Origin of the sequence: Ligilactobacillus ubinensis, from assembly GCF_024160875.1 — a bacterium.
In the GTDB taxonomy this organism is placed as follows: Bacteria; Bacillota; Bacilli; order Lactobacillales; family Lactobacillaceae; genus Ligilactobacillus; species Ligilactobacillus ubinensis.
The window spans coordinates 16504-30924 of the sequence record NZ_JAIULA010000030.1; the positions used below are offsets into that span (position 1 = coordinate 16504).

The following is a 14421-nucleotide window of genomic DNA, read 5'->3' on the forward strand; positions in this document are numbered from 1 at the left end:
ACCTCCAAATCAATTAAAGCGTTTTCTTACACTGATTATATTAAACCTTTTTTGAATAATTTTCAATAAGAAATACTTAAAACATATTTACTGTTATTCAACAACAGCCTAATGTTCAAGCTTTAGGAGCATTTTTAATTGAATTTATTAAATTTATATATTATTTCTCCATTCACATTTGATAAAAAAAGCAAACTTTTTATTTACAAAAAAGTTTGCTTTTTCTATCTTAGAGTTTCGAAGTTAATTTAACATTTGGATATTTGTCCTTAAACCATCTTTCTGCAAATGCATTTTCAAATAAGAACAATGGCGCTCCTTGTCGATCCTTAACTAGTAAATTACGCGAACTCGACATTTTTTCATCTAATTGAGCTGGATCAATCCAACGAGCTGTCTTTTGCCCCATTGGAGTCATGACTACTTCAGAATTATATTCATTTGCCATTCTAAATTGAAAAACTTCAAACTGTAGTTGACCTACTGCTCCTAAAATATAGTCACCTGTACTGTAACTTTGATAAAGTTGGACAGCACCTTCTTGTACTAATTGTTGAATTCCCTTATGAAACGATTTTTGCTTCATTACATTTTTTGCAGTTACTCGCATAAATAATTCCGGCGTAAACTGTGGCAATTTTTCAAATTGAAAATCCTTTTTTCCTGTATAAATTGTATCCCCAATTTGAAAATTACCAGTATCATATAATCCAATAATATCTCCGGCTACTGCTGTTTCAACATTTTCCCGCGTATCAGCCATAAATTGTGTAGAATTCGATAGACGCAATTTTTTACCTGTACGTTGCAATACAACATCCATTCCTCTTACAAATTCACCTGAACATATTCTAACAAATGCAATTCTATCACGATGATTTGGATTCATATTAGCTTGAATTTTAAAAACAAATCCTGAAAACTCAGCACTAGTAGGTACTATCTTTTCTTCTGTAGAAGTTTTATGTGCACTAGGTGCTGGAGCAAATTGCAAATATGCATCTAAAAATGTTTTCACGCCAAAGTTTGTTAACGCTGATCCGAAGAAAACTGGAGTCAATTCACCTTGAGCAATTTTTTGAGAATCAAATTCACTTCCCGCACCCTTAATTAACTCAATTTCATCTAATACTTGCGTGTAGATGCTTTCCTCTTTTAAGGCACTATCTCCCGCAATCTCTCCATTTTCGGTTAATTCCAAAAATGTCTCTCCCTTATCTTCGCGACGATAAAGCTCAATCCGATTATTATAAATATCGTAAAGTCCTTTTAAGCCTTTTCCCATTCCAATCGGCCAGTTCATTGCATAACCTTCAATGCCTAATACTTCTTCTAATTCAGCAATTAAATCCATCGGTTCGCGTCCATCACGATCAAGTTTATTGATAAATGTAAAAATTGGAATGCCACGCATTTTACAAATTTTAAATAATTTTTTTGTTTGTGGTTCAATACCTTTGGCAGAGTCAATAACCATCACAGCTGAATCAACAGCCATTAAGGTACGGTATGTATCTTCCGAAAAATCTTCATGTCCTGGAGTATCCAAGATATTAACTCGTTTTCCTGCATAATCAAACTGCATCACCGAACTAGTAACCGAAATACCACGCTTTTTTTCGATTTCCATCCAATCAGACTTAGCAAAATTTCCTGTTTTTTTTGCCTTTACAGTTCCTGCTTGTCGTACTATTCCACCAAATAAAAGTAGTTGTTCTGTTATTGTTGTTTTCCCTGCATCAGGGTGTGAAATGATTGCAAACGTCCGTCGCTTATTCACAGCCTCATTTAGTTCTTGCATTGTCATTATTACCTTCCTTAATTTTCTACTATAGCTATATTTTATTTACCCAATTTTTTTTGTAATTCATCTTGTTGTTTAGCACGTTTAGTATACTCTTGTGCTAGTTTTTGCGTTAAAATAACTCTTACTTCTACTATTCTCTCGCCTGAAATAACTGAATGTGTTTCTAAAATAATTCCTTGTGCCGTACGCACATTTAAAACTTGACCTTTTTTAGGAAAAAAGCCCAATTGCTCAATTATATAACCAGCCACTGTATCTGCTACATTTGCTTCTAAGTGTGCACTAAATTCGGTATTGAAATCATCAATAGACATTTTTCCTAACACGATAAATTCTTTCTCGCTTATTTGACGTAAAACTTCATCATGCTCATCAGTTTCATCTTCAATATCGCCCACAATTTCTTCAAGCAAATCCTCTAGTGTAACTAATCCAACTACTCCACCATACTCATCAAGTAGAATTGCTAATTGATTTTGTGATTCCTTCATTCTAAATAGTAATTCATCAATCATTATTGTTTCAGGAACAAAAAATGCTGGTTGCATTACTTGTCTAATCGTTGTGTGATCAAAACCATAAAGTCGTGCATTTCGCAATAATTTTTTAATATGAACAACGCCAACAATGTTATCTTTATCTTCATGATAAACCGGTACCCGTGAAAAGTTAGTTTCTATAATATCATCTATGCTTCGTTCATTATCATTCGTTATATCTATCATAAATGCATCAATTCTTGGTACCATAACTTCACGTGCCATTTTGGCATGCATTGATATTACGCCATCAATCATTTCAAATTCATCACTATCAAGTTCACCACTACTGTGACCTACTTCAATTTGTTGCATAATATTTTCCCATGAATTGTGCTTAACATCTGTAGTCAACTTGACTTTAGGTATTAACAACCGAATCACCCATGCCAATGGCATAAAAGCATTAGCTACTATACTAATAAAATCTATATAGTTGCTATGGTTACCATGTATATTTTCTCCATTATGGTTAAATTGCAAAACAAATAAGAATGTCCATATAAGTACAATAAGCACTAATATTGGTATTGAAAATATTTGATACGTTAAGCATGCACTAGTTAGTAAAACTAGACTCAAAACATGAACAAAAAAATATGCACATAATAAACAAAAATCATACCTTTTTAATTTTTTGCTTATTTCATAAATTTTTTCAGTTTTTTTAGGATACTGCTTCGCTAGTCCAGCTAATGTTTCACTTGTATATCCACTTGTTAATTTCTGTGCTTTTCCTACAAAGAAAGCAAATGTTTGTAATACGATAATTCCTATCAATAAACCAAGTATTATGGTCTGACCACCAGGTTCATCAAGCATATAACCACCTCTAGTTAATTAGTATTGATTATTTAGGCACATACAACGTTTCACCTATTTTGATATTTTCACTTGATCCTAAATTGTTTAAACTTTGAATCTCAGAAACTGTTGTTTCGTACTTTGAAGCTAGAGATTCCAATGAATCACCACTTGCGACCTCAATAGTTTGAGTATTAGCTAGTTTGGATGACTCTGAAGCACTTGCTGCTGCTGCACTACTACTTGCTGCTTTAGATGAGTCCTTGGCTGCCTTAGATGATGCTTCTGCAGCTTTTTTTGAAGAAGACTTTGCCTTTAATGCAGCCTTTTTTGACGCACTTATCTTAGTGGATGTAGCCTTCTTCGATGTTGTTACCGTATTATTAGAAGATTGCGTATCTGTATCTTTTCCCGAAATTAACCAAAATGCTCCTCCTATAATACACAGAAGAATAATCACAATACTTAATATAACTGCTTTAGGTTGCTTTATAGTAGTTTTTTTATCTTTCTTCACTTCTGGTTTTTGCTTTTCAGTTACCTTTTTTTCAGCCTTAACTGGATCTATCCCTCGTTCTACAAAGAATGCTTTGCGCATTCGAGGTTCATCTTTACGTGTATATCCGTGTTTAAACTGTTCAACTTTAAATTCCTCATAAATCTTGTCAATATTAAATTGAACTTGTTCCCACTGTTTGTTTGCCAAATAATCATTTTGTTCTGGTAAAGTTAGTGCATCATACCACTCTTCTGCAAATGAGTATTGTTGCAATACTTCTTTAGTAGGTCCAAAATCTTGTATCTGTCCAAATTGTAACCACATTGTCCGTTCACAAAAGCGTTCAATATTAACATTACGTGTTTCAGCAATTATAAATGAAACGCCGGAATCCTTTAATTGACGAATTTTTTTAGCAACTTTTTTTTCAAAAGATCGGTCTAATAAATCTAAAACACCGTCAATTAAAACAATTTCTGGTTCAACTATTAACGCAATACCTAACACTAATCGAGCTTTCATCCCTGCTGAATAAGTTCCAACTGGTTGATATAACCATTGTCCAAATTCTATAAAATTTATAACTGCATTAGTAAGATGATTTCCCTTAAACTCATCGATATCGAATTTTGTAATTTTCTTACGAATATTTTCTAATCCTGATATATTAGGATCCAATTCATCTAAGCATGCTAACCCAATATGATTTTTAGTTGTGATAAAACCTGTTGTTTGACGTATTTTGCCAGAAATAATATTTAATAGTAGTGATTTTCCAGAACTATTAGTCCCAATCAAACCAATTGCTTCGCCTTCAGACAAGTCAAGTGTTATTCCGCGTAATTCCCAAAACTCAACAGGTGCACCCTTGTTCTCTTTATTATCGTTTAGCATTGGCGCACTTTTAGTTATATATTTTATTTCTAATTTTGTCATTTAATATACCCACCTGATTATTATTGAGTTATCGTTCTAATATTACCAAGGTTTTTTAATACGGTCAATTTGAAAACCATTTGATATAAGAGTAGCAAAATAGAGTAAGCTTGCTCAAACATATGTTAAGTATAACTTACTCTAACTAATTAAATTAACTATAAAATATTCTTCTACAATACATTAGCGTAGTTTATCTAATCCTTTTTGCTCTAAATCCTCTTTGATTTTTGTTGTTGAGATTCCCTTTGTCCGAGATAAGTACTTAACCTCACAATATTCCTTTAAAAAATCAAATTGTCCAGTCCAATCATCACCCATTACAAAAAGATCAATATTATGTTTTTTCACATCATCAATTTTTTGATTCCAATTGTTTTCTGGAATCACTTCATCAACATAGCGAATAGCCTCTAAAATATATTTTCGATCCTCATAACTGGTATATGCTTTTTTTCCCTTAATTGCATTAAATTCATCAGTCGAAACACCAACAGTTAGATGATCACCTAGTTGTGCTGCTCGTTTTAAAAGCCTAATATGGCCTCTATGAAGTAAATCAAAAGTGCCATATGTTAATACTTTTTTCAACTATTTCACCTACTTGTTTTAAATAATCTTTTATTATTCCGTTTTACCTTCACGTTGCATCAAACCTGAAATTTCTTGCTTAATGCTTGCTCCATTATACAGTACATTATAAATTGCTTGTGTTATTGGCATTTCAATATCTTTTTGCTGCGCTAATTCATAAGCAGCCTTGCAAGTATTAATTCCTTCAATAACCATTCCCATATCTTTAATTACATCTTCTAGTGATTTTCCTTGTCCAAGCTGATCACCAGCTCTCCAATTACGTGAATGTACACTTGTACACGTTACAATCAAGTCACCTACACCAGAAAGTCCAATAAATGTCATTGGATCAGCACCAAAGGCCACACCTAAGCGACTTATTTCAGCTAGTCCACGTGTCATTAATGCTGCCTTTGCATCATCGCCATAACCTAATCCATGTAAAGCTCCTGCCCCTAATGCAATAACATTTTTAAATGCCGCACCTGTCTCAACACCGATAACATCTGTATTGGTATAGATTCGCAAATAGTTATTCATAAACAAATTCTGCACTTTTTTTGCTGCCAATAAGTCATCACTCGCCGCTGTAATCAAAGTAATATCTTTACGCGCAACTTCTTCAGCATGACTTGGTCCAGATAAAACAACCATCCCACTCCGATGTTTTGCAGATATTTCTTCTGAAATAACCTCTGAAATTCGTTTATGTGTCCCTAATTCCAGTCCTTTACTAGCATGAATTAATAATGGCTTTGTATCTAATTCGTCTAAAACTTCAACTAATTGTTGCGCAACAGGCCTAATCACTTTTGTTGGTACAACAAATAAAACAGCTACAGCACCTTTTACTGCATCTTTTAAATTAGTTGTTGTAACTAATTCTTCAGGATATTTAAAGCCTGGCATATATTTTTCATTCGTGTGCTTAATATTCAATTCCTGTACTTGCTCTTCTGAGTTAGACCATAGATTTACCTCATGTCCATTTTCAACAAGTACATTCGCAAGAATACTTCCCCACGAACCAGCACCTAAAACTGCAATTTTTTTTGTCATGATAAATTACATCCCTACTTAATTTTATATTTAAATCTAGCGTTCATTTAATACATACATTTGTATTATACCAAGTTTTTTTGCCACAAGCTAGCATTGCAAATTTCATTAACTTTTACTATCTGATTTTGAAAAATGTAATTTCCAAATATCATAGAAGTATTTTACAACTACTTTTGCAACTGCATAAAAAGGCACACCTAAAATCATACCTAATAGTCCTGCAAGATTTCCTGCAACTAATAGTAATAAAATAATCGTCAGTGGGTGAATTTCAAGTGACTTACCAATAACATTTGGGTAAACCAAGTTCCCATCAATTTGTTGAACTGCTACACAGACCACTATAACTAAAATTACAAGTTTAAAAGAGTGTGGAACAGCAATAAATAATGCGGGAATTAGACCTATATAAGGGCCAAGATACGGAATAATATTAGTAGCTCCCGCAAAAACACCAATGATTAACGCATATGGTAAACCAATAATACTATAACCAATTACGCTCATGGTTCCAACTGCTAAACACTCAATTGCTTGTCCTGATATATATTTAGCTATTGTACTGCTCATTTCTCCTAACAATCCTTCAATTGTATCTGCATGCTTAGCGGGTAAAACTTTTTTGATTGTTGGCATAAACTTATCACCATCTTTAAGCATATAAAACAGTATAAATGGAGTTGTTATTAAAGTAATTGCTGTACTTGTTATAATGCCAATAATAGATCCAATGCTTGTTGTCAGCGACAACACAAACCTTTTAACCCAAGAAGTAGCGGAATCTTCAAACTGACCAATGTACTGTTCGATATTAATAGCTTTAAGCCAGTGCGGTAAATTCTTTTTATTACTTAAAGTTGTCAACATATTTTGGGTTTCTTTAATGTAATTAGGGATACGTTCAATGATACCCTGGAATTGATTAATTATTTTGGGTATCATGTATGAAGATACCCATCCTAAAATAGCTATCAACAGAATAAAAACAAGAGCTACAGCTAGTGTTCGCTTGATTCTAAACTTTTTAATTCTAACCTTCATTAATAATTTTACTATTGGATTGAGTAAATAAAACAAAAAACCCGCTATAATAATTGGTGCGAACAATGTTGAAATAAAAGTTTCAATAGGTTTAAATAAAAAATCTAATTGCGTACACATAAATATTATCGTTGCAATTACCAACAGCTCAATCGACCAATACATCAGTTTAGCTTTTCTTTTTTTATCAAACATGTGCTTTTTCACCTTTTCTTTAAAAATAAAACTCGTAATAACAATAATTTATCTAATTATTATTATTACGAGCACTTAGTTATAAAACTGGCAATTACTGTCGACGCGACAATTCTAAATAGCGGTTATACCATATCTCAACATATTCTTTTGAGAATGGTCCTTTTCCTTGGTTAATCCAATCTACCAGTGTCCGAACATTGTGTTTTAAAATCTTATCAGTTTCTGTAGAGTAATGCCATTGCGCACCATGTCCCTCATATTCATCAACATCTAATAATCTCTTTTCACCATTCGGAAAGACCTTGACATCTAAATCATAATCTATATACTTTAGCGCTTCTCGATCTAAGTATGCTGGAGAAGCTAGATTGCAATAATAAGATACACCATTGTCACGTATCATCGTCACAATATTAAACCAATAATGCCTATGGAAATAAACCAAGGCAGGTTCACGTGTCACCCATCTTCTACCATCTGCTTCTGTCACAAGTGTATGATCATTTAGACCAATCAACGCATTTTCACTAGTTTTGAGAACCATTGTATCTCGCCACGTTCGATGTAAGCTACCGTCGTGTTTATAACTCTTGATGGTAATAAATTCGCCTTCTCTAGGTCCATTTGAATGACGCATATAACCCCTGCTTTCCATAAACACAGGTGTAAGTTACACCGATATCAGTTTCTATTATAGCAAAGATCTTTTGAAAAACCTAAACAAATCTATAAATTTACTATTTTAAATTTTCTACTATTTTAATGTTAGTGAAACAACAGCTTCAACCCTTGCTGTTTGTGGAAACATATCGATTGATTGAACATAATTAACGTTATAGATTTGAGCTAAAAGTACTAAATCACGTGCCATTGTTGATGGATTACAAGAGACATATACAAATTTTCTAGGCTTAAATTTTAAAATTGCAGTAATTAATTCTTTATCTAATCCCGTTCGTGGCGGATCAACAACTAATGCATCTGCAACAAAACCATCTTTTACCCACTGAGGAATTAGTTTTTCTGCATGACCTACAAAATATTTTGTATTTTTTCTATTACCTAATCTGGCATTTTCTTTAGCATCTCTAATAGACTCTGGAATTACATCCATTCCTCTAATTTCTTTTGCTTGGTCTGAAACATATAAGCCAATTGTCCCAACTCCACAATAAGCATCTATTAAAGTTTCTGTTGCTTGCAATTTTAAAGCTTCTTTTACTTGATCATATAATACTAATGTTTGTTTTGGATTTAATTGGAAAAAGGCTCGCGCTGACAACTTAAACTGTAATTCACCTAACTTTTCCATTAAATACTCTTTACCATATATGAGTTGTGTTCTTTCTCCCCATACCAAAGAAGTTTTACTTTTATTAATATTCTGCATAATCGAAACAACTTCTGGCAGCTTAGTTTTAATATCTGCAATTAAATTGTTTAATTGTGGAAACTTTTCTGTATGTGTTACAAATACCAACTGTGCATTTTGGTATGCAAAGGATTCTCGAACCACGATTGTTCGAACAATACCTGTATTTCTTTTTTCATCATAAATAGGAATATTCCATTTTTGAAGTAATAAACAAACTTCCCGAATAATTTTCATTGTCAGTGCTGTCTGTGTACTAAATGTAGGCAAATCAACTAGATAATGACTATTTTCACGATAAAGACCTGCAATAATCTTACCTGCTTTATTTTTTTGCACTTGAAATTGGGCTTTATTTCGATAATTATAGGGAACTTTCATTCCAAGAGTTGGTCGTAACTCATATTTGTCATATCCAAGTGGCTTAAACTTCTCTAATGACTGAGCAATGACATCTCGCTTAAATTCAAGTTGCTTAGAGTATGCTAGATGCTCTAACTCTATTCCACCAACAGTATATTTGTCGCGGGGTTCAACTCGAGATGAGCTGCTTTTTTTTATACGAATAAGGGTTGCTTCAATATATTTAGGATGTACGTTGCTAACTTCCACTATAACAATTTCTGTTGGTAAGGCTCTTGGAACAAATACAATTTTCCTTTTATAATAACCAATTCCTTCTCCATTAATACCTAATCGCTTAATTGTTATAAGTAATTGTTGCCCCAACTTTATTTGAATATTGTTTTTTTGCATTAGTTCCTCCTTAAAAATTTCATATTTATTATATCATGTCGCCAAAGCAAACTGAAACCATGGTACTTGCTTTAAAAACAAAGTACTTTTATAATAAAACCAAACACATGAACGGAGAATTTTTATGCTACAAAAAATCACTATGATTCAAGCTCAAAAAAGAGTGGGACGCTATAATATTTATTTAGACGGCACTTACTCTTTTTCTGTAAGCGAAGATGTTTTAATAAAATTTCAGCTTTCGAAGGGTCAAGAATTAACTAAAGAACAAATTAGTAATTTAACAGATGCCGATTCGTTTTCTAAAGATTATAATCGAGCAATTAATTATCTTTCACGCCAACTTCGTACAGAAAAAGAAGTAAGCGATTATTTGATAAAAAATGATGTAAATCCTGAAACGATTGAACAAATCCTCATAAAATTGCGCAGCCTAAATTTAGTTAACGATCTTTTTTATTCGCAAAGTTATGTTCGTACTGTTATGAACACATCAGATAAGGGACCCAGTGTTATTCGCCAAAAATTACGACTTAAAGGAATTACTGAATCTTTAATTGATGATGCATTGACTCAATTTACACAGGAATTACAATTAGAAAAAGCAGTCTTAATTGCTAAAAAACTAGCCGCCCATTATCATAACCAATCCTTTAGTACTCTAAAAAACAAAATACATCAAAACTTACTAGTAAAGGGATTCAATTCTGATATTACCTCCTTGGCGCTTACAGAACTTGACCTAAAAAAGGAACAAAGTAATGAATTATCTCTTTTGACTACACAAGCAGTAAAATTACTCCATAGATATCGTCGTTTCTCTGCCAAAGAATGCAAACAAAAAACAATTGCTGCTCTTTATCGTAAAGGTTTTACATTTGATGACATCACACAGGTTCTTACTAATATTGCTGAGGAAAATAATACACACTAGAAATCTTATTGCTTTTAAAGTATTGGAGCTACCAGAAATATTTTGCTTAATTTGAAGGGCACAAATGGTAGCCACCACTCTCACTTATGTTCTACTATTTCTAATAAAACGTTCTTTTATTCTTTAAATGCCACACACTCTTTTTTCTAATCTTATACAAAAAAACTTTGTACAGGATTTTTAAAGTTCATTATCCTATACAAAGCTGGTTAAATTAATTAAAAACTAGCCATCTTTCTTTTTATCATTTTGCGGTAAAACATTATCCCATATTTTTTTTATCGTCGGTTTTTTAGCAGAAATTTGGCCGTACTTCAGTCTCTCAAGTGTTGCATTAAATACAGCTCCTAGTAAAATAACCCAACCCGAATAATTTAGCCAAAATAATAAGAAAATAAATGTTCCTAATGTTCCATAACTCAAAACACCGCGCGCAAAATAATGTACATAAATTGAAAAACCCTGCGTTATCAATACCCAACCAGTAGTTCCAATTAAAGCTCCCGGTAAAATAAACAAACCATGCACTTTAGCATTGGGTAAAAAACGATAGACTAAACATAAAATACCAAAAATACCAAAAATAGTGGTAGGCCACTTTAAACTTTTAAAAGTTGTTAACCATGACAATGGTAAATTAAAAATTGGACCTAAATTTTCTAGAACAATTTGACCAAAACTAAAAAATAAAAATATAATAACGAGCGCTATCCCAAAAACAAAAATCAATAAAATTGAAACAACTCTTGTCACAATAGCACTTTGAGTATCTCCCACTCCATATGCCTTATTTATAGCTAGTTTTAACGCATTTATTCCCCGACTAACTGCCCAAATTGCAACTAACGCACTCACCGATGCTAAGCCACCTGAACCATTATCCAAAAAATTTTTCACTAATGGTTGTAGCGTATTATAAATCGTTGCTGGTACTGCCGTCTCCAAATAGGACATAATCGTTGTTGATTTTATATTTAACAATGGTAGTAAATTTCCTATTAAAATCACAGTTGGAAAAATTGCCAATAACGTATAGTAGGCCATTACAATAGCTGCGTTGTTTATATCAGAATTAATAAATGATTCAATAAAGATCTTTGTAAACTTTTGCAACCACTGATTTACTTTCTTAACCCAATTACTCAAAATATGTTCCTCACTTAATTCAAAACATTTTATTTGTTACTATGTGTACACGTCATTTTACTCTATTCCAGCAAAAATTAAAACTTAATTCAATTGTCCAATTTTCTTAGCGTGTTCATATATTTTAAAAAAAACAAGTAATCAATGTTATAATTGCTAAACCACCTTGTTTTAAAATGATAGTTGCATCACTTGTAAATGAACCATAAAGAGCAACACCAACAATATAAAGCATTAACGCAATAACTGCAGCCTTACTTGCAAAGGCAAAAACGGCAACAAAAATCAACACGGCAAGTAGACCGTTATAGACTCCTTGGTTTTTAAAAAGTGTTTTTACGGCCGGTTGTTGCAATTGTTCCTTATCCATATTAAAAACACGCCCTGTTTTTGCCGAAGTTGTTGCAAATGTTTCAAGATACATAATATAAAGAAATTCAATTCCAACAAGCGTTGCAATAATTTTAGTAACTAGTAACAATTTTTTCTCCTCCAAATTTAAATGAAAATTGTATTAACTAACTTTATAAATTCTTTATATATTCTACCGGTTATTAAAATATTTTTCAATTTAATTGATCTAATCCTTGCTTTAAGTCCGTTATTATATCTTCTGCATCTTCTAACCCAACGGAAAGGCGGATCAGTTCATCACTTATACCATTTTTTAACCTAATATCTCTTGGAATCGATCCATGCGTCATTACAGCTGGAACTTCAATCAAGCTCTCAATCCCCCCTAAGCTTTCAGCTAAATCAATTATTTCAAGACTTTCTACAAATTTCTTAGTATCAAGACCTGCTTGTAATTCAAACGAGATCATTGCTCCAAAATGTTGCATTTGCTTAGCTGCTACCTTATGTCCTTGCGATGATTCTAAACCTGGATAAAAAATTCTAGCAATCCGCTTGTCTGTACTCAAAAAGTTTACTACTGCTTCAGCATTTTCATGGTGAACTCTCATCCTAGCACCTAATGTTTTTATTCCTCTTTGTAAAAGCCAACTATCATCTGGTCCTAGTGTACTTCCAATAGCATTTTGTAAGAAAGCAATCTTCTTTGCTATTTGCTCATCGCTCGTCACTGCTATTCCTGCTACGACATCACTATGCCCACCAAGATATTTAGTTGCAGAATGAATTACAACATCCGCCCCTAGATTCAAGGGCTTTTGATTATATGGTGTAGCAAAAGTATTGTCAACAATGGTTTTTATCTTATGCCTTTTAGCAATAGCCGCTATTTCTTCAATATCAGCTATTTGCAAAAGTGGATTAGTTGGTGTTTCAAAATAAATAGCAACTGTCTTATTATTTATCGCATTTTCTATTGCATTTAAATCTTGCATATCTACGACTGTAAACTCTAATCCAAATCTTTTTAAAACCTTATTTATCAATCGAAATGTTCCACCATAAACGTCACTTCCAACGACAAAATGATCTCCTGCTGAATACATTGAAAATACAGCATGGATAGCTGCTGAGCCTGATGAAAATGCAAATCCAGCAATCCCGTTTTCCAATTCTCCCATTAGTTTTTCAAGTGCATTTCGTGTTGGATTTCCTGTCCGTGAATATTCCCATTTTGGATTTTTACCTAGTTCTTTTTGATGAAATGTAGATGCTCGATATATTGGAATTGATACCGCACCTGTTGTTATATCTTCACTATTACCACCATGAATTAGTTTTGTATTGAATTTCATATTTACATATCCTCCTTAATTTTTATAAATCCCTTTACTTAGATATCGTTCACTTGAATCTGGGAAAATAGTTACAATATTGGATTTTCTAGGTAATGTTTTCGCTAATTTCAAACTTGCTGCTAATGCAGCACCACTAGAGCTACCAATAAACAAACCTAGCTTCTTTGCAGCCAATGCTACATAACTAAAAGCATCTTTATCACTTATCGTTTTAATCTCATCTATTCGAACATCTTTGAAAAATGGTGGAACCATTTCAACACCTATACCTTCTGTTTTATGGGCATGTGCCGGTTTATTATCTAAAATAGACCCTTCAGGTTGAACAACAACCGTTTTTAATTTGGGATATTGTTTTAATAACGGTTTAACTGTTCCAACAAATGTTCCACCTGATCCAACCCCAGCAACAAATGCGTCAATTTTCTGTGTAGCTAAATCTTTTAAAATTTCTTTGCCCAAAGTTTTTTCATAGGCTGCTGGATTATCTAGATTATAAAATTGATTAGGCACATATGCATTTTTGATTTCAGCTGCTAATTCCTTACTTTTAACAATTGCACCTTTCATACCTAATTCATGCGGTGTATGAATAATTTTTGCTCCTAGTGCTTTCATTAACATTTGTTTTTCAATACTAAATTGCTCTGGTACAACTAAAATAGTTGTTAATTGATATTTTACTGCTGCTAATGCAACACCGATTCCGGTATTTCCAGCAGTCGGCTCAATTATCGTTGTTTTATCATCAATATCTCCTCTTTTTATAGCAGCCTCAATCAAAGACATTCCCAAGCGATCCTTTACACTTCCACCTGGATTTAAAAACTCTAATTTGGCAAAAATTTTACTGTCATTTGGTACCGGAATTCCTATTTCTAACAACGGTGTATCTCCAATTAATGAAAAAACATTACTAACTAACATTCTGTCCACTCCTTTAGATTTATATTTTTTGAGAGAAAATCATGACCACCCGTCAAACGGGTGGTTTGCTCCAGGGCTATAAGCCCTATGTACTTGCCAGCGTCTCAAGGCG

At 32.9% G+C, this 14421-nt stretch carries 13 protein-coding genes; 1 reads left to right on the plus strand and 12 read right to left on the minus strand.

Features of this window, described 5'->3' with window-relative positions:
* Nucleotides 1–229 precede the first annotated feature (229 nt).
* The 8 genes from LB941_RS11360 to rlmD all read right to left on the minus strand — a co-directional run bounded on the left by LB941_RS11360 (nucleotide 230) and on the right by rlmD (nucleotide 9590).
* Nucleotides 230–1807, minus strand: coding sequence for a peptide chain release factor 3 (locus LB941_RS11360; protein WP_253362091.1), 1578 nt, complete (start codon nucleotides 1805–1807; stop codon nucleotides 230–232).
* Between the two features lie 35 nt (nucleotides 1808–1842).
* Nucleotides 1843–3168 (minus strand): hemolysin family protein, encoded by a 1326-nt coding sequence (locus LB941_RS11365; RefSeq protein ID WP_253362092.1) that lies wholly within the window; start codon nucleotides 3166–3168, stop codon nucleotides 1843–1845.
* Nucleotides 3169–3196: 28 nt separating this feature from the next.
* Nucleotides 3197–4585 carry an ATP-binding cassette domain-containing protein gene (locus LB941_RS11370; RefSeq protein WP_253362093.1) on the minus strand — a complete coding sequence of 463 codons (1389 nt, stop codon included), beginning with the start codon at nucleotides 4583–4585 and terminating at the stop codon, nucleotides 3197–3199.
* A gap of 183 nt (nucleotides 4586–4768) precedes the next feature.
* The gene (gene tagD, locus LB941_RS11375; RefSeq protein ID WP_253362094.1) at nucleotides 4769–5176 is read right to left on the minus strand and encodes a glycerol-3-phosphate cytidylyltransferase; all 408 of its coding nucleotides are present in this window, start codon (nucleotides 5174–5176) and stop codon (nucleotides 4769–4771) included.
* A 33-nt stretch (nucleotides 5177–5209) separates the two neighbouring features.
* A complete protein-coding gene (locus LB941_RS11380; RefSeq protein ID WP_253362095.1) occupies nucleotides 5210–6220 on the minus strand; it encodes an NAD(P)H-dependent glycerol-3-phosphate dehydrogenase in 1011 nt (336 codons plus the stop codon).
* A 108-nt stretch (nucleotides 6221–6328) separates the two neighbouring features.
* Nucleotides 6329–7459 (minus strand): AI-2E family transporter, encoded by a 1131-nt coding sequence (locus LB941_RS11385; protein WP_253362096.1) that lies wholly within the window; start codon nucleotides 7457–7459, stop codon nucleotides 6329–6331.
* Nucleotides 7460–7553: 94 nt separating this feature from the next.
* Nucleotides 7554–8099: a DUF402 domain-containing protein gene (locus LB941_RS11390; RefSeq protein WP_253362103.1), complete on the minus strand. Its 546-nt coding sequence runs from the start codon at nucleotides 8097–8099 to the stop codon at nucleotides 7554–7556.
* Nucleotides 8100–8216: 117 nt separating this feature from the next.
* Nucleotides 8217–9590 (minus strand): 23S rRNA (uracil(1939)-C(5))-methyltransferase RlmD, encoded by a 1374-nt coding sequence (gene rlmD, locus LB941_RS11395; RefSeq protein WP_253362097.1) that lies wholly within the window; start codon nucleotides 9588–9590, stop codon nucleotides 8217–8219.
* A gap of 124 nt (nucleotides 9591–9714) precedes the next feature.
* Between rlmD and recX the strand changes: the two genes are divergently transcribed.
* Nucleotides 9715–10524, plus strand: coding sequence for a recombination regulator RecX (recX, locus tag LB941_RS11400; protein WP_253362098.1), 810 nt, complete (start codon nucleotides 9715–9717; stop codon nucleotides 10522–10524).
* A gap of 225 nt (nucleotides 10525–10749) precedes the next feature.
* Here recX and LB941_RS11405 read toward each other — a convergent pair whose 3' ends face one another.
* The 4 genes from LB941_RS11405 to LB941_RS11420 form a co-directional block, all read right to left on the minus strand.
* Nucleotides 10750–11670: a YihY/virulence factor BrkB family protein gene (locus LB941_RS11405; protein WP_253362099.1), complete on the minus strand. Its 921-nt coding sequence runs from the start codon at nucleotides 11668–11670 to the stop codon at nucleotides 10750–10752.
* Nucleotides 11671–11794: 124 nt separating this feature from the next.
* Nucleotides 11795–12151, minus strand: coding sequence for a DUF1304 domain-containing protein (locus LB941_RS11410; RefSeq protein WP_253362100.1), 357 nt, complete (start codon nucleotides 12149–12151; stop codon nucleotides 11795–11797).
* An 85-nt stretch (nucleotides 12152–12236) separates the two neighbouring features.
* Entirely contained in the window at nucleotides 12237–13379 is a 1143-nt protein-coding gene (locus tag LB941_RS11415) for a trans-sulfuration enzyme family protein (RefSeq protein ID WP_253362101.1), read from the minus strand.
* Nucleotides 13380–13394: 15 nt separating this feature from the next.
* On the minus strand, nucleotides 13395–14309 hold the full coding sequence (locus LB941_RS11420; RefSeq protein WP_253362102.1) for a PLP-dependent cysteine synthase family protein: 915 nt from the start codon (nucleotides 14307–14309) through the stop codon (nucleotides 13395–13397).
* Between the last annotated feature and the right edge of the window lie 112 nt (nucleotides 14310–14421).